The sequence below is a fragment of the Sulfitobacter sp. NFXS29 genome, assembly GCF_040148765.1.
Taxonomy (GTDB): Bacteria; Pseudomonadota; Alphaproteobacteria; order Rhodobacterales; family Rhodobacteraceae; genus Sulfitobacter.
This window is the reverse complement of record NZ_JAGDED010000001.1, coordinates 66,959-92,627: the sequence shown is the minus strand read 5'-3', so window position 1 is coordinate 92,627 and position 25,669 is coordinate 66,959. Positions and strand designations below refer to the sequence as shown.

The 25,669-nt window shown below is 62.1% G+C and carries 21 protein-coding genes; 8 read left to right on the top strand and 13 right to left on the bottom strand.

The features are described from left to right. Window positions 1-43: 43 nt before the first annotated feature. Together J3456_RS00455 and J3456_RS00450 are read right to left on the bottom strand one after the other, a co-directional pair. Window positions 44-682, bottom strand: a complete 639-nt coding sequence (locus tag J3456_RS00455) for a response regulator transcription factor (protein ID WP_349578435.1) — start codon at window positions 680-682, stop codon at window positions 44-46. A gap of 1 nt (window position 683) precedes the next feature. After that, window positions 684-3,200 carry a PAS domain-containing protein gene (locus J3456_RS00450; protein ID WP_349578434.1) on the bottom strand — a complete coding sequence of 839 codons (2,517 nt, stop codon included), beginning with the start codon at window positions 3,198-3,200 and terminating at the stop codon, window positions 684-686. Between the two features lie 365 nt (window positions 3,201-3,565). Here J3456_RS00450 and J3456_RS00445 point away from each other — a divergent pair, with 365 nt between their 5' ends. Continuing rightward, window positions 3,566-3,715: a hypothetical protein gene (locus J3456_RS00445; protein ID WP_259946170.1), complete on the top strand. Its 150-nt coding sequence runs from the start codon at window positions 3,566-3,568 to the stop codon at window positions 3,713-3,715. 10 nt (window positions 3,716-3,725) lie between these two features. Here the strand turns inward: J3456_RS00445 and J3456_RS00440 are convergent, their stop codons facing one another. After that, window positions 3,726-4,331: a LuxR C-terminal-related transcriptional regulator gene (locus J3456_RS00440; RefSeq protein WP_259946172.1), complete on the bottom strand. Its 606-nt coding sequence runs from the start codon at window positions 4,329-4,331 to the stop codon at window positions 3,726-3,728. Window positions 4,332-4,576: 245 nt separating this feature from the next. Between J3456_RS00440 and J3456_RS00435 the strand changes: the two genes are divergently transcribed. After that, window positions 4,577-5,440, top strand: coding sequence for an alpha/beta fold hydrolase (locus J3456_RS00435; protein ID WP_349578433.1), 864 nt, complete (start codon window positions 4,577-4,579; stop codon window positions 5,438-5,440). Window positions 5,441-5,602: 162 nt separating this feature from the next. Beyond that, on the top strand, window positions 5,603-7,675 hold the full coding sequence (locus tag J3456_RS00430; RefSeq protein ID WP_349578432.1) for a sensor histidine kinase: 2,073 nt from the start codon (window positions 5,603-5,605) through the stop codon (window positions 7,673-7,675). Between the two features lie 60 nt (window positions 7,676-7,735). Here the strand turns inward: J3456_RS00430 and J3456_RS00425 are convergent, their stop codons facing one another. Next, window positions 7,736-8,590 carry a fumarylacetoacetate hydrolase family protein gene (locus J3456_RS00425; protein ID WP_349578431.1) on the bottom strand — a complete coding sequence of 285 codons (855 nt, stop codon included), beginning with the start codon at window positions 8,588-8,590 and terminating at the stop codon, window positions 7,736-7,738. Window positions 8,591-8,883: 293 nt separating this feature from the next. Between J3456_RS00425 and J3456_RS00420 the strand changes: the two genes are divergently transcribed. After that, window positions 8,884-10,473, top strand: coding sequence for a GAF domain-containing sensor histidine kinase (locus tag J3456_RS00420; protein ID WP_349578430.1), 1,590 nt, complete (start codon window positions 8,884-8,886; stop codon window positions 10,471-10,473). Window positions 10,474-10,950: 477 nt separating this feature from the next. On the opposite strand, the gene J3456_RS00415 is transcribed toward J3456_RS00420, so the two are convergent. Then, window positions 10,951-11,838 carry a LysR substrate-binding domain-containing protein gene (locus tag J3456_RS00415; RefSeq protein ID WP_349578429.1) on the bottom strand — a complete coding sequence of 296 codons (888 nt, stop codon included), beginning with the start codon at window positions 11,836-11,838 and terminating at the stop codon, window positions 10,951-10,953. A 118-nt stretch (window positions 11,839-11,956) separates the two neighbouring features. Here J3456_RS00415 and J3456_RS00410 point away from each other — a divergent pair, with 118 nt between their 5' ends. From J3456_RS00410 to htpX, 3 genes are all read left to right on the top strand, one after another. Continuing rightward, window positions 11,957-12,661 carry an SDR family oxidoreductase gene (locus J3456_RS00410; RefSeq protein WP_349578428.1) on the top strand — a complete coding sequence of 235 codons (705 nt, stop codon included), beginning with the start codon at window positions 11,957-11,959 and terminating at the stop codon, window positions 12,659-12,661. Continuing rightward, entirely contained in the window at window positions 12,651-12,899 is a 249-nt protein-coding gene (locus J3456_RS00405) for a DUF6552 family protein (RefSeq protein WP_349578427.1), read from the top strand. Before J3456_RS00410 ends, J3456_RS00405 begins: the two co-directional genes overlap by 11 nt. A gap of 174 nt (window positions 12,900-13,073) precedes the next feature. Next, window positions 13,074-13,997, top strand: coding sequence for a zinc metalloprotease HtpX (htpX, locus tag J3456_RS00400; protein WP_349578426.1), 924 nt, complete (start codon window positions 13,074-13,076; stop codon window positions 13,995-13,997). A gap of 7 nt (window positions 13,998-14,004) precedes the next feature. Here htpX and J3456_RS00395 read toward each other — a convergent pair whose 3' ends face one another. The 8 genes from J3456_RS00395 to J3456_RS00360 all read right to left on the bottom strand — a co-directional run bounded on the left by J3456_RS00395 (window position 14,005) and on the right by J3456_RS00360 (window position 24,754). After that, window positions 14,005-15,048, bottom strand: a complete 1,044-nt coding sequence (locus J3456_RS00395; protein WP_349578425.1) for a siderophore-interacting protein — start codon at window positions 15,046-15,048, stop codon at window positions 14,005-14,007. Window positions 15,049-15,108: 60 nt separating this feature from the next. Beyond that, window positions 15,109-17,205: a TonB-dependent siderophore receptor gene (locus tag J3456_RS00390; RefSeq protein WP_349578424.1), complete on the bottom strand. Its 2,097-nt coding sequence runs from the start codon at window positions 17,203-17,205 to the stop codon at window positions 15,109-15,111. A 97-nt stretch (window positions 17,206-17,302) separates the two neighbouring features. Beyond that, window positions 17,303-18,127, bottom strand: coding sequence for an ABC transporter ATP-binding protein (locus J3456_RS00385; protein WP_349578423.1), 825 nt, complete (start codon window positions 18,125-18,127; stop codon window positions 17,303-17,305). Continuing rightward, window positions 18,124-19,155, bottom strand: a complete 1,032-nt coding sequence (locus J3456_RS00380; RefSeq protein ID WP_349578422.1) for a FecCD family ABC transporter permease — start codon at window positions 19,153-19,155, stop codon at window positions 18,124-18,126. The genes J3456_RS00385 and J3456_RS00380 overlap by 4 nt, the downstream gene beginning before the upstream one ends. Further along, window positions 19,152-20,153, bottom strand: a complete 1,002-nt coding sequence (locus J3456_RS00375) for a FecCD family ABC transporter permease (protein ID WP_349578421.1) — start codon at window positions 20,151-20,153, stop codon at window positions 19,152-19,154. Before J3456_RS00375 ends, J3456_RS00380 begins: the two co-directional genes overlap by 4 nt. Beyond that, complete coding sequence (locus J3456_RS00370; protein WP_349578420.1) at window positions 20,153-21,121, bottom strand: iron-siderophore ABC transporter substrate-binding protein; 969 nt, start codon at window positions 21,119-21,121, stop codon at window positions 20,153-20,155. The genes J3456_RS00375 and J3456_RS00370 overlap by 1 nt, the downstream gene beginning before the upstream one ends. Before the next feature lie 534 nt (window positions 21,122-21,655). Continuing rightward, window positions 21,656-24,193 carry a hybrid sensor histidine kinase/response regulator gene (locus tag J3456_RS00365; RefSeq protein ID WP_349579116.1) on the bottom strand — a complete coding sequence of 846 codons (2,538 nt, stop codon included), beginning with the start codon at window positions 24,191-24,193 and terminating at the stop codon, window positions 21,656-21,658. 78 nt (window positions 24,194-24,271) lie between these two features. Next, window positions 24,272-24,754, bottom strand: coding sequence for a putative pterin-binding protein (locus J3456_RS00360; RefSeq protein WP_349578419.1), 483 nt, complete (start codon window positions 24,752-24,754; stop codon window positions 24,272-24,274). 251 nt (window positions 24,755-25,005) lie between these two features. On the opposite strand from J3456_RS00360, the gene J3456_RS00355 reads away from it, so the two are divergent. Next, entirely contained in the window at window positions 25,006-25,626 is a 621-nt protein-coding gene (locus tag J3456_RS00355; RefSeq protein ID WP_349578418.1) for a response regulator transcription factor, read from the top strand. The last annotated feature ends 43 nt before the right edge of the window (window positions 25,627-25,669 follow it).

Here is a 25,669-nt window from a genome sequence, read left to right as displayed (position 1 = left end):
GGCTGGGCAGCCTGCCCCGGTGGTCCTGCACTGCCGGGGCTTTTTACGCGCGCTCGCTGTCTTCGGCTGAGGCGGGCGGCGCATTGTGGATATGAAAGCGCACCAGTTCCGCGACCGAATTCGCCTCAAGCTTGCGCATCACTCGCGCGCGGTGAACCTCAACCGTTTTGATGGAGATATCCATCTCACTGCCGATCTCGCGGTTCGAGAGCCCCGCCACCACCCGTTCAAAGACCCGATGCTCCTGCGGGGTGAGCCGGGCCAGTAGCTGCGCATTCTCAACCCCCGCCTCCTCGCTCTTGCGCCGCGCGGCATCGGCCTGAAGGGCGGTGTTGATGAGGTCGAGCATGTTTTGATTGTTGAAGGGCTTTTCGATGAAATCCACCGCGCCTGCCTTCATCGCCGTCACGGCGGTAGAGACATCGCCAAAGGCCGTCATCAAGATCAGCGGCACTTTGATCCCCCGCGCATTCAGCGCCTTTTGCAGTTCCAGCCCGCTCATCCCCGGCATCCGCACATCGCTGACGAGGCAACAGTTGCCACTGTCCTCATAGCTGTCGAGGAACGCGGCCGCCGACGCAAATGGAATCGCGCGCAGCCCGACAGACCCCAGCAACCACACCAGAGACTCCCGCACCGCGGCATCATCATCAACGATGTAAACGATCCCGTTTTCTGACATTTTATTTTTGCACCTCCAGCGGCAGGCGCACGCTCAGACAGGCCCCCTCAGCATCGGATTTCGTCACGGCGATTGTCCCCCCATGCGACAGAACGATCGTTTCACAAATCGCCAGCCCCACGCCGAGCCCCTTGTCCTTGGTCGAGCGGAAGGCGCTGAAGGCCGTCTGTGCAGGCATGTCCGGGGCAAAGCCGCGCCCCGCATCGGCCACGTCGATCACGATCTCCTCCGCCTCGCGCCGCGCAGAGACCGAGACTTCGGCATCAGGGCGGCCCGCCTCCCGGCAGGCATCAATACCGTTCTTGATCAGGTTGATCAAAAGCTGCTCAATCTCGATCCGGGCACAGGTCAACTCGACCTTCTCGCATTGATCGTCGATCTCCACGGCGACGCCGGTGGCCGAGCTTTCCGGCTGGATCAACAGTTGCACCGAGCGCAGGATATCGTCGAAGCGCACCGCATGACGGTCGGCATCGTCACTGTGCAGATAGTTCGACATGGACCGCAGGATGGCGCTGGCCCGTTCCGATTGGCTTTGCATGTTATTGAGCACGGCGATCATATCCTCTCTCTCAAGCTGGTCGTTCTTGGCCCGCAACACACAGCCTGCGGCAAAATTGTGAATAGCCGCTAAAGGCTGGTTCAATTCATGGGCGATGGCAGCGGTCATCTGGCCCAATGTCTCGCGCCGGTTGAGCAGTTGCAGCGCCGTTTCATGGCGGTGCAACCGCTCTTCGCGCTCGACCTTGTCGGTGATGTCGGATGCGATGGTCAAAAGTCCGCCTGCGGCCACGGGGTAATCCGTCACCTCCAACCAGCGCCCCTTGGAAGACCGCGCGCGAAAGAACTTGGCCGGGGTGTTGCGCCGGTCGCGCCGCTGCTCGCTCCAGCGGGCCTTGCCTTCGGCGGTCGCGGCCAGTGTGCCGGTCCGCGTGAAATGCGCGAGCAACTCATCAAAGTGCTTTCCGATGATGTCGCCGTCCATCCCGGCGTAGGTCGCGCGATATTCCTCGTTGCAATAGACTAGGCGGTCGTTGCTGCCGAAAAGCGCCACCATGGTCGAGATGGTCTCAAAGGCCAGTGCCAGCGCCTCCAGCGCGCTTTTGCGTTCGGTCTCGGCCATGGCGATTTCGGTCATGTCGAAACAGGTGCCGCGATAGCCCGCCAGTTGGGCGTGGCTGTCAAAAAAGGGTTTGCCCGACATGTCGATTTGCCGCGCCCGCCCATCCCCGAGGGGCAGAACCAACCGCAAGTCCCGGAACGGTGCCCGGGCGGCCAACCTTTGCTGAAGCTGGTCGAAATCGCCTTGGTTTTGCGCCAGATCGGCCTCGGCGAGGGTCTTGCCCAAAGCGAAAATCGGGGTTTCCGCATCGGTTTGACGGCCCCCGCCGGACAGGAAGGTGAACCGCCCATCAGCGTCCATCTCCCAGACCCAATCGGTCGCGCTTTCGGTGAAATCGCGAAAGCGGGTTTCGCTTTCCACCAGATCGGTGAGAACGTTTTGCTGATCCGTGACATCTTGGATCGCGGCCAAAAGATGCACCTGACGCCCCCGTTTCAAGCGGCGAATGCAGGTGCGGGCTTCGATCTGGCGACCGTTGGCGGCCAGAAACTTTACATTCTCGACCACGTCGCGGGGGCGGCTGCCAGCCATATGCAGGTTGCTGCGGATCGTGGCGCGGCTGCGCGGCTCGACAAAGCTTTGGCCCTGCTGCCACATCTCGCGTAGGCGCTGCGCATCGCGGCCCAAGAGCGCCTCCACCTCGGGAGAGACATCAACCAGCGCGCCCTCTTGATCCCATTCCAGATAGCCCACCCCCGCCACCTCAGCCGCGAGCGCGTGTTTCGCCGCGCTGACCTCTGCGTCATGCACCGCGTCCTGCGAGGCGGAGCGGTCCATTATCATCACCAGCACCCCCACCACCTGCCCCCGGTCGGACAGGGGCTGGTAGATCGCCGCCCCTTGAGAGCGGGCCAGAACCGGGCGCGAGAAATCAAAACGCCATGTGACCTGCCGCCCGGCCAGCGCTTTTTCGAGGTTGTCCGACACTTCCTCCAGCAGGTCCGGCGGGACAATCTGCGACAGGTGTTTGCCCACGATCTCGTCGGCGGGTTTTCCAAAGGAGGCGCTATAGGCATCATTGACGAAGGCATAGGTCATGTCCGGTGTCAGAAAGGCCGCCTGTACCGGAACATCGTTCAGTAAATCGGGCAGTTTTCTGCGGGTCTCATCGGAGTTGGCGCTGCCCTGCAGCTTGCGTCGGTTGCGCATCACGCGCCAAACCTGCGCCACCAGAACGGCAAATGAGGCGACCGCAAAGACCAGTTCGACCGGGTCGCTATAGGCCCCGCCGCGCGGCGCAGACGCCAGCACCACGGCGATGTACAGAGACAAAACCGCGATCGCGCCAGCCACGCCAAACCGGTTGACCGCGTCGCCAACCTGCTTTGCGATCATCACGCCGGACAAGACGATTCCGCACAGCGCAATCAATGTGAACGCCGCGACCAAACTCATGCGCACCTCTACTTTCCGTTGAAACCTCGGCTTTTTCCGCCGCTCTGTCTATTGGGGGAAACCCTGACAGGCGGTCATTAACCATGTCTTCGGATGCACATACGACCGCCTGAAATGATATCGTGAAAATATCTGCCCTAATTTCAGCACCTTGTTCGCCCCTGTAGGGGATAACCCTGATTTGGCTGGGGCTTTGCCCAATTGGCGTCGAAATTTGCCTTCGGTACTCTAGGCCCCACCACGGGATTGGCCGTGAGATTTAAGCTCAATATTCGGTTTAGCCAATGACAGATAGTGAAACCCCAGACTCGCCCCCCTCTGCGGGAACAACGAAACAGAGCAAGGCGCCAACCAAAGCCGACCTGATGGAGATCCGCAGTCTCTATGCTCAGGCCGATGCCATGGCCGAGGCTGCCGAGAAAACCCAAGAACCCGACGATGAGGATCAGTCCCACGCGGCGGCCCCACCCCCGACGCAGTCAAAACAGGCCGACCGGCAGAGTGATGCGGGCTGAGCGCCGCGCGTCACTTTGAGCTGTTGGACACCACATGATCGCTGTCGATGCCGCCCAGCGAATGAAACAGGCCAGAGGTATTGCTGACTCCGAATTTCTTGAGCAGTTTCGCGCGGTACACCTCAACCGTCCGGTGCGAAATATCGAGGTTGAGCGCAATCTGCTTGCTGGTCAGCCCCTCCGCCAGATGGCTCAGAATCTCGCGCTCGCGCCGGGTAAGCGGCAGGTAGGGCCGCTCGGCGGAGAGATCGGCAAAGCTCCAGACCGCGCGGTCGAGCGGGCGTTCCGGCGTGAAGGAATGGCCCCGCACACGACACCAAAACAGGCTGCCATCGCGCCGCGCCATGATGCGTTCGTCCCAATAGGTATTGGTCTTGCGCAGCTGGTCCACGCCCCGGTCGCGGATGTTTACGAACTCTTCATCCGAGGGGTAGAGTATGGCGAAAAGCTGGTCGCGCAGATCGGCGCGCGCATAGCCGAACATTGCCGCAAAGGCGTTGTTGCAATCGCGGATGCAGCGGTTCTCGGTCACCACCAGCCCGATGGGCGCATGCACAAAGGCAAGCTCTGCAAAGCGCCCCGTCTCGAAGCAATCATCGGTACGTATTTCCACCATCTTGCTCCGTTTATTTCTTTTTCGGATGCTGAAAACTTAAGCTAGTCGACGGGGGGAGACGGCGCAACATGGCGCTGGCCCGTTTAGGGAGGATACCATGAAGACACGCAGATGGAGCGCCGCCGTTCCATGACCACGCTGCCCCCAGTCGCACAGGTGCGGAGGCCGCCGCTGTCGCAATTCACCGACGGCGCGGATGGCAGATCCAACCGCGCGCTGAACCTGATACAGAAAGGCGCGCGCGGATGACCTCCCCCCGTTTCCACTTCATCCCCGTCAGGGACCATGAAATCCATGTCACCGAATGGGGCGATCCCAAAAGCCCTGCCTTGATGATGCTGCACGGTCTCGCCCGCACCGGGCGCGACTTTGACGAATTGGGCGCGACCTTGTCGCAGGATTTCCACGTGCTCTGCCCCGATATGATCGGGCGGGGCCGGTCAAGCTGGGCGGGCAGCCCTGAGGCGGAGTATTCGGTCGAACATTATGCGCGCATCGCGACAGGGGTGCTGGATCACTTCCAGATTGACCGCGCCGCGTGGTTTGGCACCTCTTTGGGCGGCATGATCGGGATGCACATGGCCTCGGGCTCCGAGACCGCGCGGGTCGGCGCCTTGGTCGTGAACGACATCAGCCCCGAACTTCCCGCAGCGGCGGTGAACCGGATCCTCTCCTATGTGGGCCGCCTGCCGGACTTTGGCAGCTTTGCCGAAGGGGAAGCGTGGCTGCGCCAGACCTATGCCCCCTTTGGCCCCGCCGCCGATGCCTATTGGCAGCGCATGGCGCGGTCTTCGCTGCGCCGCCGAGGGGATGGGCGGCTGACCCTGCATTATGATCCGCGCATCACCGTGCAGTTCACCGCCTCAGCCCATGAGCTTTCCACTTGGGACCGTTGGGACCGAACCACCACGCCCACGCATCTTTTGCGCGGCGCTCGCTCGGATCTGTTGCTGCCCGAGGCCGCAGAGCGCATGATCCAAAGCGGCCCGCGGCCCGGCATGTGTGAATTCCCCGATTGCGGCCACGCGCCCAATATGTCCAACCCCCAAGATATCGCCCTTTTGCACCGCGTTTTGGTTGAATTGCTGGGGCGATTGCCCCAAAAATAAAGGGCGTCACTTGCAAATTTGACGCTGTTGCCCAGCATTTGTCTGCATCCGGGTATTTTCCTTGCGTCAACAAAGACCCCTGCAGTCTAATGCCCTAAGGGCGTATCGGGCACTGAGAAGGCCGGAGCGCGGAGGACAGAGACCGATTTGGGCAAAGCCGGCATGGAAAAAATGAGAAATGCGCTGTCTCAGCGTGCGAAACGAATTATCGTTCTGGTCGTATTGTGCGGCGTTGTCTTGGGCTTTGGCCTCCGGATCGAGACCCTGTCTTATCAGACCTACATGCAGGATCTGGAGCTTGATACCACTTTAGAGCTGATCGAAGTCCGCGAACAAATCCGCGCGGACATCTTTGAGCAAATCCTGAAGCTGCGTGAGTTGGCCACGGTCATCAGCGAGAACCCCACGATCACCCAATCCGAATTCAGCGCCCGCGCGGCAGAGTTCATGGCCGAGAACCCGGATGTGATCAACCTTGCCGTGGCTCCCGACCTCGTTGTGACGATCGTCCATCCCTATGAGGCCAATCGCGGCGTGCTGGGGCTGGACTACCGCCAAAACGCGGCGCAACTGCCCAAGGTCGAAGAGGCCCTGCGGACCGGCGAGGGGCTGGTGACTGGCCCGGTTGATCTGGTGCAAGGCGGGCGGGGGCTGATCCTGCGGCATCCGATCTTTGATTCAACCAGCACCGCCCCCACCCCGAACGAACCCTGGGGCATCCTCTCCATGGTCGTGGATTACGACGCGCTCGTCACGCAGCTGCACATCCCCGAACTGACCGAAAAATACGATCTGGCCATCCGCGAGCTGACCCCCGAAGGAGAGATCGAACAGACGATCATCGGCGACCCCGAGTTGACTTTGATCGACCCCATCGAGCTCGATTTCAACTTTGCTTTCGGCGCTTGGCAATTGGCCGCCACCGTCAAAGGTGGTTGGCCAGAGCATCGCCCTGATTTCTGGCTGAACTGGATTTTGCGTCTGCAAGGTGCCCTTGGGGTTACCATTTTTGCGTGGTATATCATTGGCTTGTCCGAAAACCGCAAACTTGCCGAAGAACGGCTGCGCACGGGCGTCGAGGCTTTGGACCATGGCTTTGTCATGTATGACGCCAAGGGCACCTTGGTGCTTTGCAACGAAAAATACCGCGAAATCCACGACTATAGCGAGGTGGTAAAGCCCGGATCATCCTATGAAAAGATTGTCCGTGACAGCATCCGCCGTGGGATCGTGCCCGATGCCGTCGGCAAGGAAGAGGAATGGATACGCGTTTGGCTGGAAAAACGTGAGAACGGCGCATTTGAAACCGAACAGCGCATGCCCGATGGCCGCATCATCCGCACCTCGGACCGGCGGGTGGAGGATGGCAGCGTTGTGGGTTTGCGCATTGACGTGACCGATCTGAAAAAGGCGCTGCTGACCGCCGAAGACGCGAACAAGGCCAAGACCGATTTCATGGGCGTGCTGAGCCATGAGTTGCGCACGCCGCTGACGGTCATCTTGGGCCATGTCCGCCTTGCGCGGCATTTCGACCGTACCCCGGCAGCGCGCGACCTTTGCACCGCTATCGAGGCGGACCCCAAGACCCGTGAAACGCTGGCGCCGAAACTGTCCGCCACGATGGGCAAACTGGGCGATATCATGCAAACGGTAGAGCGTTCGGGCAATCACCTGCTGACCCTGATCAACGAGGTGCTCGACTTTGCCAAGATCGACGCAGGCAGCCTTTCGATCGCAATGGAACCCGTGCAGATCGACGATATCGTCACCCCGACCGCCGATCAGCTGCGCCCGATGGTCGAAGACAAGGGGCTGGAACTGAAGGTGAAATCGGCAACCGGCGTGATGCTGGCCGATGGCAAACGCATCCAGCAGGTGTTGATCAACCTGCTAAGCAACGCGACAAAATTCTCGGACCAAGGCACCATTTCGCTGACCTGCCGCATCCGCGGGGAAGTGGTTGAATTCCGCGTGACGGATTCGGGCATCGGCATCCCGGAGAACGAGTTGGAGCGCGTCTTCGAGCCCTTCCATCAGGTCGATTCCACCGCCACCCGCCGCTTTGGCGGCACCGGGCTGGGCCTTGCGATTTCACGCGATATCGCCACGGCCCATGGCGGCAGCCTTGTCGCCACCAGTATCATGGGCAAGGGCAGCAGCTTTTTGCTGACCCTGCCCCTGCGCCCCGCCATCGCTGTCGCCGCCGCCGAAGCGCGCGAGGCCGAGGTCGCCTAGACACCCGATCCTGTCACCCGCCATCGCCCTCGCCGGTGGCACCCGTGGCGGCTGGCCGCTTCAACGCACGGGCAGCCGCTCTACCACCTGCTCTTGCTCGCCCAACCCTTGGACGCTCAACCGAACCCGGTCGCCGGGGCTAAGGTAGCGTGGCGGTTTGAACCCCATGCCCACGCCCGGTGGGGTGCCCGTGCAGATCAGATCGCCGGGCTCTAGCTGGATGAATTCGGACATGTAGGAAACGATCGTCGCCACATCAAAAACCATCTTCTCGGTCGTGCCGTTTTGCAGCCGTTCGCCATTGATCTCGGCCCAGAGCGACAGTTTGCCGGGATCGCCCACCTCATCGCCCGTCACCAAAACCGGCCCCGTGGGGCAAAAGTTGGGAAAGCTCTTGCCTTTGACCCATTGCCCGCCCCGTTCGGCCTGCCAAGCGCGTTCCGACACGTCATTGACAACGCAATAGCCCAGGACATGGTTCAGCGCTTGATCACGGCTGACGTTCAACGCGGTATGGCCGATCACCACGCCCAACTCGACCTCCCAGTCAAGTTTGCTCATCTCTTTGGAATAAAGAAGCGGATCATTCGGCCCGCAATAGGTGCGGCTGGCCTTGGTGAACAGGATCGGCTCGGTCGGCACGTCCATCCCCGATTCCGCCGCATGGTCGGAATAGTTCAACCCCACGCCCCAGATGTTGCGCGGCTGGCTGACCGGTGCAGCGATCCGCTGATCTTTGGTCTCGAACAGCGGCAGGCTTTCCAGATCGACGCCATCCAATATCTTGCGCAATGTCGGAATGGTCTCGGGCGTGAAGTCCGGCACAAGGCTGCTGACATCCCGCGCCTGCCCTGCCGCATCCAGCACCACCGGCGTTTTTGCCCCGCCACGCGCCCCGTATCGCATCAATCGCATGGTCAACTCTCCTCTTTGGCGACCCTCGTTGGCGGTACCATAGCCATAGAAACGGCGATGGCCACCGCTTTGCAAAGGCTGGCGGTTTCTGCCCTTCTGAGGCAGGACTTGCCGCACTTGGCCGCCCTCTTCCGTCCGTCAGGCCACAATAATCTGCTTTACCGGGGTGAAAAGCCTCATTCCCGTCCCAATTTACCCGTTGCGGCATTGGCAGCGGAGCGTGAGGGGGATACCTTGAATGAAACATCTGCCTTATCGCCAAGTCAGGTGCAAAGACCACGACAGAGGCAATGATGAACGATTTTTACAACGCCTTGGCGGATTTCGATGATCCGCTGCGGCAACTCTATATGCTTGCTGTCGAGCCTGATCTTTCCGTCGAAGACAAGATCGCCAAGCTCTTGCAACTGGGCACAGAGGCACTTGATCTTGAGCTCGGTATCGTCTCTCGCGTGGATCATCCGGTTTACGAATGTGTCTATGTCCACGGCCCTGACTGGGCGCCTGCCCCCGGCAGCACCTTTGACATCAATGGCACCTATTGCCTGCACACGCTTGCCAATGCCGATGTGACCTCTTTCCACCACGCCGGTCAGCAAGAGATTTCGACCCATCCGTGTTATGAGAATTTCGGTTTGGAAAGCTATATCGGGGCGCCGCTGAAAACCGGTGACGCGCTGTTTGGGACGTTGAACTTTTCCGGCACCGCCCCGCGCCCGGCCCCGTTCAGCAAGGCGCAGACTGAATTCGTCCACTTCCTCTCCCGGTGGTTGAGCCGTGAGTTGTCCCTGCAATCCGAACGCCGTGCGCTGCGCGAACAGCGTGGGCTGCTCAAGGCAATGGTGGATGCCGTGCCCGAGGCCATTATCATGGCCGACCCCAACCGCCGCGTGGCGCTGGTGAATCCGGCGGTCGAAACCCTCTTCGGCTATGCCCCCGACGCGCTTTTGGGGCGGCAGACGGCCGTTCTCTACGAGACCCTCGGCAGCTATGAGCGCGTGGGCGAAGAGCTGTCAAATGCCAGCACGGCCAGCACGCAGGGCGCGTTTTCCGTCGCCTGCCGCCGCGCCGATGGCTCGACCTTCGAAGGCCAAGTCGCCACCGCCAAGGTCGAGACAGATCGCGGCGAACATCTGGGCTATCTTGGGGTGGTGCGCGATGTCAGCGAACAGCGCGAATTTGAGCGCGCCAAGGACCAGCTTATCGCCACGGTGAGCCACGAGATGAAAACACCGCTGACCGCGCTTACCGGGGCGCTGCGCTTGCTTGAGGTCAGCCCCGGCGACCTGCCGCCGCAAAAGCGCAAACTGCTGGAACTTGCGCTGCGCAACGCGCGGGCAATCGACCAGATGGTGGGGGATATTCTGGATGTAGAGACCCTGCGCAGACCGGATCAATCGGGCTTTTCTGAGCGCCCCTTGGCGCCATTGTTGGCCCAAGCCTCAGAGACCTTGGTCGCCTACGCCAAAGAGCGCGGTGTCGGTTTGGAAATGACCCCGTCCGAGGCCCCCGCCCCGCTTTTGCGGCTGCACGAGGGGCGGCTCATGCGGCTGTTGTCAAACCTGTTGTCCAACGCGATCAAAGCCTCTGACGAAGGGGGCACGGTCCAGCTTGGCCTTTCGGAGGATGGCACCGGGTTTTGGGTCAAGGACCACGGCAGCGGCTTGCCGCTGGAACTGCAGCCGGTCCTGTTCGACCGGTTTTCCCGCGGGTCCAGCTACCGCGTCGAAGAAGGGCATGGGCTGGGCATGAGCATCGTCAAAGCCATCGTGGATCAGCACCTCGGCGAAATCCGTTTTGAAACAGCCGAGGGTGAGGGCACGACCTTTTTCGTGGATTTCCCCACTCTCAAAGGGCGGCCCGATGCGGTGGCCTCCTCCTGACGGCACATCGCAGGATCCCCAGACGCTAGACCGGGAGAGCCCGGAGCGCGTGCCCCGTGCGGTCGGTCCCCGCGGGGGTGCTGACCACCGCCGCAAGGTGCGTCACCACATCGGAAGCATCGGTATGATCGGACAAAACCACCATAGGACCGCCCCGCGCTGGTCCGGATCGGTCGGGCTGGCAAGGCCAGCGCCACGCCCTCATCCCAATGGGCGATGATATTTTCCGCCTCTACCCAGTGACCGGATCGGCACAGTGTTAAACGTGAAACCAAAAGGTTTCGACAGACCGCTGAGCAGAAAGCACAACGAGGGAAAGCCGACTGCGGTGTGGGGGTGGCGAAACCAGTTGCCTGAAGATGGCCCTCACCCGCGCGGTCGCGCAATCCGAGCGCACATTGAAAACGGGGGAGAGAGAAAGCACTACATTTCGGCAGGAAAGGGCCGCTTCCTGCACCTGAAGGCCCGTGCGCCGGACTAACCCGCCTCGCGTTTTGCCACCGTGCAAAGCCAATCGCGCACGATGATCGCAGCACTTGAGCCCCCTTGGCGCGGGGAGAGCAGATAGAAGTCCTGCCCGCCCTCCATCACATAAGACACCGGGCACACCAACCGCCCCGCCTCAAGATCGCGCTGTATTAAAAAGCGGCTCGCCAGCGCCACCCCCTGCCCGGCGAGAGCGGCATCCAGACTGAGCGTTGTTTGGTTGAACCGCAGCCTCCGAGCTGGTTTTACGGTGCTGTCAAACGCCTCTTGTGCAAAGCGCGGCCAAAGATCATGCGTGTCGTGGAGCAGGGTCAGTCGCGCCAGACCCGCCGCATCCAATGGCGTGCCGTCAGCCGTCAAACTGGGCGAACAAACCGCCACAACCTTCTGCGCGAACAGCAGATCAGCCCGCAGACTGGCACCAAAAGGCGGACGCGCCTGACGCACGGCAAGGTCGATCCCATCCGCATGAAAGCTCGCCACCCGCTCCGTCGCCGTGATGCGCAGGTCTATGCCGGGATGGGCTTCGGTGAAGTCTGACAACCGAGGGATCAGCCATTTCGACGCAAAGGTCGGTGTCACGCTGACCGTCACCCGCGCGGGCGCGCTGCGCAGGGCATCCGTCGCCTCGCTCAACTGCTCAAACGCACGCGATACAGAGGCATGATAGGCCCGCCCTTCGTCGGTAAAGGCAAGGCCGCGCGGTTCGCGTAGAAACAGGCGCAGCCCCAAATGATCCTCCAGCCCGCGCACCTGCTGGGCGACCGCCCCTTGGGTGACGCCCAATTCATCCGCAGCGGCGCGGAAGTTCATATGACGCCCCGCCGCAGCAAAGGCGCGAAGTCCGTTCAGGGGCGGCAGAGGAAAGTCTGTGGGCACGATAGAATTCCTACAGTCATACGACAATGCATCTGGCTGGCCAGCACAGCGCACCACGCCTAATTAAAAGCCCATAACACCGCAGCGCAATCGCTGCACAGCATATGGAGTATATCCGATGACAACAGAAAAAGTAGCCCTGATCACCGCAGGCGGCAGCGGCATGGGCGCGGGGGCGGCCCGCAAACTGGCCGCTGATGGCTTTAAGGTCGGCGTGCTCTCCTCTTCCGGCAAGGGAGAGGCGCTTGGCACCGAATTGGGCGGCTTTGGCATCACCGGTTCGAACCAATCGCAAGAGGCGCTGGCCCAGTTGGTGGATGGCGCGATGGACCGCTGGGGCCGCGTTGATGTGCTGGTGAACTCCGCCGGACACGGGCCGAAAGGCGACATCCTAGAGATGACCGACGAAGACTGGCACGGCGGGCTGGATGTCTACCTGATGAACGTGATCCGCCCCACCCGTCTGGTGACACGGATCATGGCGGCGCAGGGCGGCGGCGCGATCATCAATATTTCGACATTTGCTACCTTTGAGCCGGACCCGCTGTTCCCCACCTCAGGCGTCTTCCGGGCCGGGCTCGCGGGTTTCACCAAGCTCTATGCCGATCAATACGCGGGCCAAAACATCCGCATGAACAACGTCCTCCCCGGCTTTATCGACAGCCTGCCCGAGACCGAAGACCGCCGCGCGCGCATCCCCATGGGGCGCTATGGCACCGAGGCTGAAGTCTCTTCGCTGATCGGCTGGCTCGCCTCCGAAGGCGGCTCCTATGTCACCGGGCAGAACTGGCGCATCGATGGCGGGCTGACCCGTGGCGTCTGAGGTGATCGCGCGCGCGGCCCCTGCGCAGCTGGCGTTCTGGGTCAAATGGGTGGCTTCGGTGATCCAGATCCTTGGCTATGCCGCCACCGGCTTTGGCTGGACGCCTTGGAACCTCTACCTCTTTGTGGTGGGGGTTCTGGGCTGGCTGATCGTCGGGGTGCTTTGGAACGATCGGGCGATAACGCTGGTCCACCTCGTTGCCATGGCCGCGATGCTGGCGGGCATGGCGAGCCAGTAGCGGGCCCCTTGTTCTCAGCGGGATGATCCACTCGCCGCGCAGGAACGGCCCGGCCTTCCGGCACATCGCATCCGGCGGGGGGACCGTGGCCCAAACTCTCCCGCTGGCACTGGCCTTGCACAGTGCGGAAGCTGCCCCATATTTCCTATCAAAGGACAACCGCGAGAGACCAAGATGGGCTATGTAAAGACAGCGATGCTGATGGCGGCGATGACCGCGCTTTTCATGGGGGTCGGCTACCTGATCGGCGGATCGAGCGGTGCGCTGATCGCGCTGGTGGTGGCGGCGGGGATGAACGCCTTCACCTGGTGGAACTCCGACCGCATGGTGCTCAAGATGCACAATGCGCAGCCCGTCTCGCCGGGGGACCGCGCGGGGCTCTACGCCATGACGGCAGAGCTTGCGGGGAATGCAGGCCTGCCCGAGCCCAAGGTCTATCTGATCGACACGCCCCAGCCCAACGCCTTCGCCACCGGGCGCAACCCGGCCAATGCCGCCGTGGCGGTCACGAAAGGGTTAATGCAAAGCCTCAGCCGCGAGGAACTGGCGGGCGTCATCGCGCACGAACTGGCCCATATCCGCAACCATGATACCGCGATCATGACCGTGACGGCCACCTTCGCGGGCGCAATTTCGATGCTGGCGAACTTCGCCCTGTTCTTTGGCGGCGCGCGCGAACGGATGGGGATGATCGGCACGCTGATGATGATGTTTCTTGCCCCCATGGCCGCAGCGCTGGTGCAGATGGCGATCAGCCGAACGCGAGAATATGCCGCCGACAAAGCAGGGGCCGAGATTTGTGGTCATCCGCTCTGGCTGGCCTCAGCGCTTGAGAAAATCGCGATGGGCGCCGCGCGGATCGACAATCACGCCGCCGAGCGGAACCCGGCCACGGCGCATATGTTCATCATCAACCCGCTGCACGCGCATAAACATGACAGTCTCTTTGCCACACACCCGGCCACGGAAAACCGCATCGCGGCCCTGCGTGCGATGACGCCCACGGCGGCTCCGGTGCGGACAGAGAGCGCCCGCCCCACCACCAGCAGCCGTATCCCCAAGGCCGGCAGACGTGGTGACACGGGGCCGTGGCGCTAAGCCGCGCTCAGCCCCGCCGCCAGTAAGCCGTGCAAATCTGGCGTGTCTTATCCATGCCGAGGGTGGTTTTGAAATGCCCGCGCAACTGCTGGGCGTTCTGGAACTCTCCGGCAAAGAAGGCATAGCCCAGACCGTCATCCGTCAGCGCCTGCGCATGGCCAAGCACCTCGACCTCGAACGCGGCGGGCGGCAGCGCATGGACGCGCAGCTTGGTCTTGGGCAGGTAGTCCCGATAGGACACGCCGCGCGGCAGGGCGGCCACCACATCGCCCACCGCATCCTCTGGCAGGCGCGCCAAAAGCTGCGCCACAGCGGGCAGCCCCGTGCCATCTGCGGCCAGAAAATAGGAAGATGCTTCGGGCAAGGCGCTGATGCCCACCGGCCCCATCGCCCCGATCCGTTGCCCGGCATGGGCGTTCTGCGCCCATTGCGAAATCAGTCCCGATCCATGGCGCACCACGTCGATATCGACCTCTTCGCGCGCGGCGCGGATGTTCTTGAGCGTGACATAGCGCGCGTGCAACTCATCCGCGCCCTTTGGCCAGACCGGCGCACCGTTGGCACCCATCACGGGCCACACCGGCACGCGGCTGGGATCCCGCGGCAGGATCAACCGCAGATGCAGCCCCTGCGCGGCGAGCTCGGCAATATCCGGGTAATGCAGGGTGACACGCTGCATCCCCTCGAACAGGATTTCACTGTTCAGCACGGTCAGCAGGCGAAAGTTCTGCGGCGTGGCACCGGCCTCTTGCGAGATGCCCTGCCAGCGGATCCGATCGGCCAGCGCGGGATCAAACTCTGCCACGTGATGCACCATGCCCTCTTTTGAGAACTGCATGGCGTTTTCGCCGGGCGCCTCAAGGCTGACTTCCAGCCCCCGCGGGCAAAGATCGAACGCCACCCGGTAGCCGTCTTGCTCAAACACATGACCGGTCGCCCCTTTGGCGCGAAACGCCATGCCGTGGTCATCAACAAGATGCGACAGGATCTGCGAGAGCATCTCCTGAGGCGCGTCCATCGGGATGGTGGTCTTGGCTTTGGCGATGGTCATCTGGGGCTCCTCCCGGTCAAAGAAAAGCGCGGCACACGAGGGTGGTGCCGCGCCTTAGGCTCACCAGCTATGGGCCAGCTTCACGGTGACTTCACGGCCGGGGCTGTAGAAGTCAGCGTAGAAACCGCCGTAGGAGGTGTGCTTTTCGTCGAACAGGTTGGTGACATTGGCCGACAGGGTGGTCTGCTCGGACAGGTCATAGCTTACGGCCGCATCCACCACGACAAAGCTGCCCGTCTCGCCTGTGGCGTTGCTGTCGCTGTAGTAATAGCCGCTGTTGAACCGCGCGCCCAACCCAACCGTCAGATCACCATGGCCAAGGTTTTCCCATGTGCGGCTGGCCCAGATCGAGGCGACATTTTCAGGCACCAGACCGGGACGGTTGCCGACGTTGCCGGAGGTGCCGTTCTCTTTGATCTCGGCATCCAGATAGCTGTAGGCGGCGGTGAGGGTATAGGCGCCCATCTCGGCCTTGGCTTCCAGATCGATACCGCGGACACCGATTTCGCCGATGGTTTCCGGCTGGTTGGTCGCCGGGTTGGTGCGGGTGATGTTGCTTTTCGACAGGTCATAGACCGAGGCCGTCAGCAGCGCATTGGTGCCCATGGGCTGCCATTTCGTGCCCAGCTCAAACTGCTCGCCCTCTTCCGGCTCGACGCCAAAGCCTGCGGGCACGACCGACTGCGCGTAGTTCCCAAAAACCGAAACGTTCGGCTTGATCTTATAGGTCAGACCCACGCGGCCTGTCGTCTCGCTGATGTCGTTGGTCTGCACCGTACCGGCAAGGTTGTTGGTTTCGGTCACGTCGATCCAGTCGTGACGCAGCCCGAAGGAGGCGATGAAACGTTCGTCCCAGTTCAGCTCTTGCTGGAGGTAGATCGCTTTGCCTTCCGTCTCTGTGTCGAGATCGGCGAACATCTGCACGCTGGTGGGACGGCCTGTGTAACTTGGGTTGTCGCGGTCAACCGACGGCGCCGCGCCATAAAAGCGCTGATCGGATTCGTCGGACCACGAGAATTCGACCCCCGCCGTGGTGGTGCTGGCCGCCCCGCCAAGGAAACCTTCATAGGTCAGATGCAGGTCGGAGATAATGTTCTCGCTCGTGCCGTCGCTGGCAAAGAACGCGCGATCTACCATGCTGTCATTCGGGGTATAGTCGCTGACATAGGCATAGCCAAAGTCATCTGCGCTGTCGCTGTAGCGCAGGGTGCCGCCAAAGCTCAGCCCGTTGCCAAAGTCATGCGCGCCCAGAACGGAAACGGTGGTCCGTTCGGTGCCGCGGTAGTTATAGTCCGGCTCGCCGTAGAACACGTCGCTGCGGTCAAAATCGCCGCCCGCCGGGAAACCACCGCTGCCGGGCACGGAATCGCGGTCGAGGTGATCGACGATCACGGTCAGCTCAGACGCATCGGTGGGTCGCCATGTCAGGCCACCCATCGCGAAGAGTTCATCGTTCTCGGAATAGGGATACTCAAGCTCGCCGTTGCGCAGCAGGCCGGTGAAACGGTAGCTGAGCGTGCCTTCTTCATCCAGCGTGTCGCCGAAATCTACGCCGGTTTCCAAGCTGCCGTAGGAATCCACCGAGGTGTAAACACTGCCAAAGCGCTCGTCGCGCGGGCGTTTGGTGACATAGTTGACCGAGCCGCCGGGGTCAGAAAGGCCAAAGGTCGAAGACGATGCGCCCCGGATGACTTCCACACGCTCAAAGGCAAAGGGCTCTTCGCGGATGGCCCCAAAGTTCGGGCCCAATGTCAGCCCATCGCGGTAGGTATAGGCTTCGAACCCGCGCAGAATGAAATAGTCGAACCGGTCGTCCGCCCCGTAGCTGTCGGTGCTGGCGCCGGCGGTGTAGTTCAACACCTGCTCCACGCTATCCGCGCCGCGCGCTTCGATCTCGCGGCTGGTGATGACAGAGACGCTGGCCGGGATATCAATGATCTCTCCCGACAATTTGCCGCCGCTGCTGAGTTCGCTGGCGACAACCGTTTCGGCATCCGCCGCGCCGGAGGTTTGCGCGCTGGTCTCTAGGATCACGTCGTCCAACTGGTAGGTTTCTTGCGCGGAGACTGCGCCGGGCACCAGCGCCGTACAGCACAAAAGCGCCGTCTTGAGAGAGCCGCGCCCTAGTTGAAGGGGAATGAATTTAGAAGAGGACATGGCGGTCTCCGTAATAACCTAGTGAATCAGTCGGGATTTACTTACCCCTATGATACGGAGGGCGCCAGAGTCAATCTGACTAATTTAGTAAGTTATTTTAAGCTGCGGCTTCTTTGCGTGATTGCCCGATTTTATGGCGCCCGATCGGCACCATGCTGGGGGTCTGAGAGACGGGGTCACTGACGATACGGCACGACAGGCCGAAGACGGTTTTCACCAGGCCCTCTGTCAGGACCTCAGCGGGCGGCCCCTCGGCGCGGATGCCGCCATCGCCCACGGCGATCAGGTGGTCGGCATAGCGCGCCGCGAGGTTGAGATCATGCAGCACCATGACGATCGTTGTGCCCTGTGCGGTGTTGAGATCGACAAGCAAGTCCAGCACCTCTACTTGATGCGCGACGTCCAAAAAGGTTGTTGGCTCATCCAGCAACAACAGGTCGGTCTCTTGCGCCAAGGCCATGGCGATCCACACCCGCTGGCGCTGACCGCCCGACAGGGTATCAAGATCGCGCTCGGCCAGTTCTTCGGTCCCGGTCGCGGCGAGCGCGCGGGCGACAGCGCGTTCATCCTCTGCCGACCAGCGCGAGAACAGCCCCTGATGCGGATGCCGCCCGCGCCCGACAAGGTCGGCCACGGCGATCCCCTCGGGCGCGATGGGCGATTGCGGCAACAACCCCATAACCTGCGCCAGCTTGCGCGATTTCATCTGATGCACCGACTGTCCATCGAGCAGGACCGCGCCGGATTTCGGTTGCAAAATCCGCGCCAGCGTCCGCAACAGGGTCGACTTCCCCGAGGCATTGCCGCCCACTATGGCGGTGATCTTGCCCGCAGGCAGGGTGAGAGAGACATCCTCCAAAATTACGCGCTTTTCATAGCCCGCGCCCAGATTGCGCGTTTCAAGACGGTGGTCGTGGGTCATAGCGTGCCCCCATTTCTATTGGCGCGGACGATGAGATACAAAAGGAAGGGCGCGCCGACTGCTCCGGTGACGACGCCGACAGGCAGGCGCGCGGGCAAGAGGAACTGCCCCACGAAATCGCCTGTGATGACCAGCACCGCGCCCACCAGTCCGGCCCCCAGAAGCAATCCGCGCGACCCCGGCAAGAGCCGCGCCGCAATGGGCCCCGCAAGGAAGGCGACAAAGGCAATCGGCCCGGTCGCAGCCGTCGCGATGGCCACTAGGCCCACGGCGGCCAGTGTCACCCGCAGCCGCGTGGCATCGGCCCGCACGCCAAGTGCTTCGGCGGTGTCATCGCCAAGGCGAAGCACCTCCAAATCGCGGGCGGTAACGGCCAGCAGCCCTCCGAACACCAACAGCGCCCCGGCCACGGGCAGCGCTTGGACAAGCTGCATGCCGTTGAGGCTGCCGGTCAGCCAGCGCATCGCCTCGGCCCGGTCCCATGCGGGCGCTTCGAGCAAGACATAGGCCGTTACACTGTCGAGCATGGCCGAGACGCCGATGCCAATCAGGATCAACCGCGCCCCCGCAGCACCGCGGCGCGAGGACAGCGCCCAGATCAGCGCCGCGACCCCAAGCCCCGCCGCCACCGCGACCAGCGACACCAACCACCCATCGAGGGCCAGAATAACGATGGCAAAGACCGCCGCCGCCCCCGCACTGGCGCTGATGCCGATGATGTCGGGGCTGGCCAGCGGATTGCGCAGCATGATCTGAAACGCCACCCCGCCCAAGCCAAAGCTCGCCCCGGCGAGCAGCCCCATAACCGCGCGCGGCAAACGTAACTCGGTCACCACGAAAGCGGCATTCGCCTCCGGCGCACCGGTCAGCGCGGACCACACATCGCCCGGCGGCACGCAGCCCCGTCCGCAGCTGAGCGTCAGCAGTACCAAGCCTAGCACAAGCGCCGCCAGAAACCCCAACACCTGAAGACGGCGCGCGGCCACGCGGCGGGTGCTGCGCGACGCGGCGAGGATCACATCGCTCATAGCCCCCGCATCCTGTGATTGCGCACCGTCCAGATAAAGAAGGGCGCGCCGACGAAGGCGGTGACGATGCCCACGTCCAACTCATTCGGGCGCGCGATGACCCGGCCCAGCACATCCGACAGCCCCAGCATGGAGGCCCCCGCCAAGGCCGAAAGCGGCAACACCAGCTTGTAATCAACGCCCGCGATCATCCGGCACAGATGCGGCACCACCAGCCCGACAAAGCCAATCGGCCCGCAAAGCGCCGTTGCCGTGCCGCAGAGGATCACAGCCCCCGCCGCCGCCATGACCCGGCCCAAGGCCACGCTCTGGCCAAGGCCGGTGGCAAGCTCTTCGCCCAAGGCCAAAGCATTGAGAACCCGGGCTGAAGCAAGGCTCAGCGCAAGCCCGACCAGCGCGAAGGGCATGGCGGGCAAGAGCGTCTCAAAGCTCGCGCCGCCGATGCCGCCCACCTGCCAAGATTGCACTGATCCCGCGATGTCATTGCGCGGCAGGACCACCGCGATGGTGAAGGCCGACACCGCCACAGAGGTCGCCGTGCCCGCAAGGGTCAGCTTCAGCGGCGTCGCCCCGCCCTGCCCGGCGGAGCCGATCAGATAGACGAAAACCGCCGTCACCCCCGCCCCGGCGATGCCGAGCCACAGAAAGCTCTGCGCGCCGCTGATGTCGAACCAAGCGATGCCCACCACGACGAAAAGCGCCGCGCCCGCATTGACGCCCAGAATACCCGGATCGGCCAGTGGGTTGCGGCTGATGCCCTGCATCACCGCCCCCGCCAGGCCAAGCGCGCCCCCCGCGAGAATGGCCAGCGCCGTGCGCGGCATCCGCACCGCGACCGCCGCAGCGCCGATGGTCTCAACCCGGCCGGTCATGCCCGCCCAGATCTCGGCCCAAGGCACTGAACGCGCGCCCACGGTCAGCGACAGGCCGGTCATCAGCAGCAGCAGGCCCAGCAAAAGCGCGAGACCGGCCAGCCGTTGGGGGCGCTGCACCTGCATTACTCGCCGCGCGTGGCGGCCGCGCTTAGCCGCGCGAGGTAATCGTCAAGCACATAGTCGATCGACAGCGGCGTCGGGTTCGCGGCGGTGCCCATCGGGTCATTCGCCAGCAACACGACCGAGCCACGGGCGACGGCGGGGAAACGCGCGATCAGCGGGTTCTTGGCCAGTTCGTCCAACCGCGCCTGATCGCCATAGGTGACCACGACATCCACGTCTTCGAACAGATCGATCCGCTCTGCGCTGACCCGGCCCGAGTATTTCCCGGCCTCGCTGGCCGCGCGCACCGCTTGGGGCGTCGCCATGCCGATGTCGGTCAGGAACTGCACCCGCTGGTCGGCGGCGGCGTAGAAACCGATGGTGCTGAGGTCGCGCGGATCGAGATGGGTGACGAACATCCCGGTCTTGCCGGCCAGTTCGGGATATTCTTCGCGGGCGGTGGCAATGCGCTCTTCGATTTCGGCGACCATCGCGTCACCTTCTTCGGCCATGCCAAGGCCCGCCGCGTTTTGGCGGATCATCTCGCGCCAGGTCGTCGTCCAGGCGGCTTCGGGATAGGCGATGACCGGCGCAATGCGGCTGAGCGTTTCATAATCCGCCTGCGACAGACCGGAATAGGCGGCAAGGATCACATCGGGTTGGGTGCTGGCCACGGCTTCGAAATCAATGCCATCGCCCTCGTCAAAGAGCGTGGGCACCTCTGCGCCCAATTCATCAAGCTTTTCGATCACCCAAGGCAACAGCCCATCGCCATCGTCGTCCCCCCATGAGGCGCGGGCAAAGCCGACGGGCACGATGCCGAGCGCCAAGGGCACCTCGTGATTGGCCCAGCCGACCGAGGCCACCCGTTCGGGCCGCTCTTCGATGGTGGTCTCGCCGAAAGCGTGTTCAACGGTGACGGGAAAGTCCTGCGCCGAGGCGGCAGTCGCGCCAAAGGCCAAGCAAATGAATGACAATGTTCTGAGCACTGCGGCCCCCTTAATCCGATTCTTTTAGTAAACTATTGTCTGTTATGCCCCAGCGGGCGCGGATGCAACAGGGCAGTTCATCGGATCGTGGGGTTGGGCCGCTCCAAAAGGAAGCTGCGCGCGGTCGGCCCAGATGCCGCTGCGACAAGCGTGATAAACGCACAGATAGGTGAAACAGCCCCGCTCGAACCGCCCGTATGCGCCCCCGGTCTTCCCCAAGGGGAGGGACAGGAAAACCAATGGGGCGCATCGCTGCAAGTCTATCTAGGAGCCGCTCCCTGGGGTAGGGGAACGGGCAGCAGCTCCCGAGAAGGCCCGCGCCGGGAAGCATATTCTCGGGCGAAACGGTCGAAATGAACCGGTTGCCAGCTTGAGACGCGGTCATTGGTCTGGTCAATGACGCCTTCGTGCAGACCCGTCTATCGGCGGGTATATTTAACTATAGGTCGCGCTTTGCAGCGCTGCATCTGAGCGGGGGTATAAACGGGCTAGTCTTAAGGATAGGTTGCCCCCGCCCTGGTCAGACACGCCCCGTTACAGCCCGACCTGCGCATTCATTGCCGCCAGCGTCGCGTCCCAAGTTTCGGGCAAAGCCTTTGACAGCCCGCGCGCTTCGTCGTCTTTGCCGGTCTTGCAGGCGGTCTCGATCTCTTTGAGCAGGCCATGCAGCCGGTCCGCCCCAAGCATGCCGCACATCCCGGCCATGGCATGGGCCTGCGCTTGCAAATCGGGCAAGCCATCGGCGGCCATCAGGACGGGCAGGTCATCCGCGCCCTTCTGGCCAAGTTTTTCTACCCGCTCGCGCAGTTTCTCCACGCCCAGCAAGTCGATCAGGTCCGCGATCTGTTGTTCGTTCAACAATGGCCGTTTCGCGGATTTGGCCTGCACCGATGTCTGCGCGCTGGCCAAACGCTCTGGCAGGGCCTGTTCCGGCATCACCTCACGGCCCGAAAGCTCGCGCAGCTTTGCGCGCAGCACTTTCATATCCAGCGGCTTTTGCAAAAAACCCGACATCCCGACCGCGCTGAACTCCGCGCGCTCTTTCGGCAAGGCGTGGGCGGTCACGGCGATGATCGGCGTCTCCCGATTGGGGCCCTCGCCGGAGAGAATCGCCTTGGTCGCCTGAATGCCATTCACCTCGGGCATGGAGATATCCATGAGGATCGCATCGAAGGGCGCGTCTTCGGCAAGCTCGATCGCCGCGCGTCCACCGGTGGCAAGGGTGACGTCATGGCCGATCTTCTCAAGCATTGCCATGATCAGTTCGCGGTTGATCTCATTGTCGTCCACCAGCAGCAGGTTGAGCCGCTTTGCCGGTAACGCCTCGACGCGCTTTTTCTGCGGGTCGGGGGCGGCGTCGCAGTCGATCTCTGCCAGGTCGGCAAGCTTTACCGGCAAGCGCAGCGTGAAACATGCCCCCTCGCCCACGGTCGAATCGCACGTAATCTCGCCGCCCAACCGTTTGACCAAACGACGCACGATCCCAAGCCCTAAACCGGTGCCCCCGGTGCGCCGCTCATAGCGGCTGTCGAGCGAGACGAAATCTTCGAAGATACGGTCGATATCCCCCGCTGGAATGCCGGGACCGTCATCCTCGACCTGAAGGTGGAACTCCTCCCCCTGCGTGCTGAATTTGGCGAACCACCCGCGCAGGGTCACATCGCCGCCCGGGCTAAACTTGATCGCGTTGCTCAGAAGGTTGACCAAAATCTGCTGGATCGCCCGCGGGTCCGTCACGATGGCCTTGTCGTCCAACTGCGTCAAATCGAGGTGCAGCCGCGTGCCCCCGGCCTCGGCCAGAGGGTCCATCGTGTTGATGATCCCCGCCATCAGCACTGTCATGTCACAGGTCTGACGCACCTGTTCATAGGTGCCCGCCTCGCTGCGCTCGATGGCCAGCACGTCGTTGATGTGGCCCAACAAAATCTCACCCGAGGTCATCCCCGCATCAAGATAGCGCTTTTGCTCATCGTCGAGCCGGTCATCTTGCAGCAGTTGCAAAGCTGAGATCACACCATTGAGCGGCGTGCGCATCTCGTGGCTCATCATGGCGAAGAACCGCGATTTTTCATGATAGGCTTGGAGAGCTTCGTCACGCGCGGCAATGATCTCGGCCTCGCGGAGCCGCTTTTCGGTGATGTCCCGTATATAAGCGATGAAAAGCGACCCCTGCCCCAATGGCGATTGCGACACGGACATTTCCACCGGGAAAATGCGCCCGGCTTGGTCGATCATCTCAAACTCGCGGCGCCCCTTATCGGCGACCTCCGTCTCTCCGGTCAGGCGGAATTTCTCAAGCCGCTCGCGGTGCACGCTGCGATCGGCGGGCGGGATCAACAGATTGATATAGTCCCTGCCCTTTGCGGCCTCATGGGTGATTCCGAATATCTCTTCGGCGGAGCCGTTGAAATCTTCGATCTCGCCTTGGTCGTTGATAACGACGATGGCGTCGAGCGATGCTTGAAGGGTGGTGGCAAGGCGCAGGTGGTTTTCTTTAACCAATTGCGAGGTGCGGTTCAACCGGCTGGCCTGCCGCGACAGGCGGTAGACCGCGCCGACCAAGGCAAGGGTGACGATCAACACGATCGCCGCCATCGCTTCGATCAGCCGCACGATTTCACGGCGTTCGTTCTGGGACATCTCGTTGGCGATGGCGATAGAGGTCAAGGCAATCTCACGCGGGACATCCTCTACGCTGCGCAGCATCGTATCGATATCATCCAGCGCTGTGGCCAGTTCGGCGTCAGTGCCGTCAATCGCCGGTAAGAACCCATCCAGCAGGAGGCGCAGTTCGCGAATCTTGGGTTTGGCCTTTGCGTTATTGCGCACCCGTTCGGCCAGCAAAACGCGGCTGTAGAAGATGTCGAACCGTTTGCGAAACTCATCCAGCGCCTCGGGCGTGGCGGATTTTGCCTGCGCCAATGCGCGGTCGGTCTTGAGGAACTCGATCTCAATCTGGGTAAAAACCCATTCGGCGTGGTCCTGTTGCGCACTGTCGAGCGCCTGAATCCGATCCCAGACGTTATAGGCAAGATAGGCGGCGATGCTCATCCCCACCACGAGGATAAGCATCAATACCTGTCGGCTTCTGGCGCGCGCGGGTCCGAATTTTCCTGCGTCGTTCATCCAAGCCCTCTGCGCCATTGTCGGTTACTCGACACTAATGCGATCAAGCTGCCAGATCGACCGGCTGTAGACCAGTTCAGTCTGGTAAGCGATGTCGCTGTCGTAAGGGTAGACGACCCAAAGTGGCCCCTTGTCCCGGCGCGACATTTCCTCGCCATTGGTGTGGTAGGCGATGATCGGGCCGCCTTCGACGGCGTCGGACATCGGGATTTCCACGGCATAGTCATTGATGGCCGTCGCGGTGATTGTGCCGTCTTCGACGTTCAACGTGTCGAAGAGATCCTTGAGAGAAACGCCTTCGAACTCCTGCGCGCCATCGGTCCAAATCGTTGTCGTTTCAAAGCTTGAGACCGGCATCGACTGCAGGTCAGACAGGGTGAAGTTATGGGTTTCCCCGGCCAGCGTCACGTGGAGCACAGCCTCTTCGTCTTGGGCGGCAACCGCCGAAGCAAGGCCCATGGTGAGCGCGGCTGCGGTGATGGTCTTGCTAAGATTCTGAAAAATCATGTCTCGTTTCCTTATCTGACGTTATGACCTGACCATACCCTGACCTAATGAGAGGCGCGAATGCGCAGAAGCGCATCCCCCCTATACCAAAGGATAGGTGCACCTGCCCCGGACCGCCCTGCCCTGCCATACCAAAGGATAGCAGCGCATGCCTTTGCGTCCTTTGTCCCACGGGCTTTCATCTTTCTTTTCAAACGGGCACATTCTACCCATTAGAGAACGCCGGCCATTTGGGCTTCAGGAGATCTATTATGTCTTTGCGTATTTTAATTGCCGATGATCACGACATGGTCCGAGAGACCATTGCCATGTTCCTTGATGCCGATGGGGCGACCGTCACCGAAGCGGCATGCGATCTGGCCGGTGCCTTGGACAAGATCAAGTCCGAGCCGCCCTACGATCTGGTTCTGCTCGATTATACGATGCCCGGCATGAAGGGGCTGCAGGGCCTGCAAACCGTGCTTGGTGTCAACGAGGGCCGCCCCGTCGGCCTGATCTCTGGCACCGCCACCCGGCTGATCGCCGAACAGGCGCTGGAAATGGGGGCAATCGGCTTTCTGCCCAAAACCCTGCCCGCCAAGTCACTGGTCAACGCGGTCCGCTTTATGGCCGCCGGAGAGACCTATGCCCCGGTCACCTTCATGTCGGGCAAAGACAACCCCGAAGAGACGGATTTCGAGAAAGCCTTGTCAGAGCGTGAGCGTCAAGTGCTGCGCGGATTAATGAGCGCGCAGTCGAATAAAGAGATCGCGCGCGACCTCGATCTGCAAGAAGTGACGATCAAACTGCACGTCAAAACACTTTGCCGAAAACTGGACGCAAAGAATCGTACGGATGCAGCGATCATTGCGCGCGACGCGGGCTTCGTTTGAGGCCCGTTTTCGCCGCCTAAAACGCCCTAGTCCGTACCCTGCG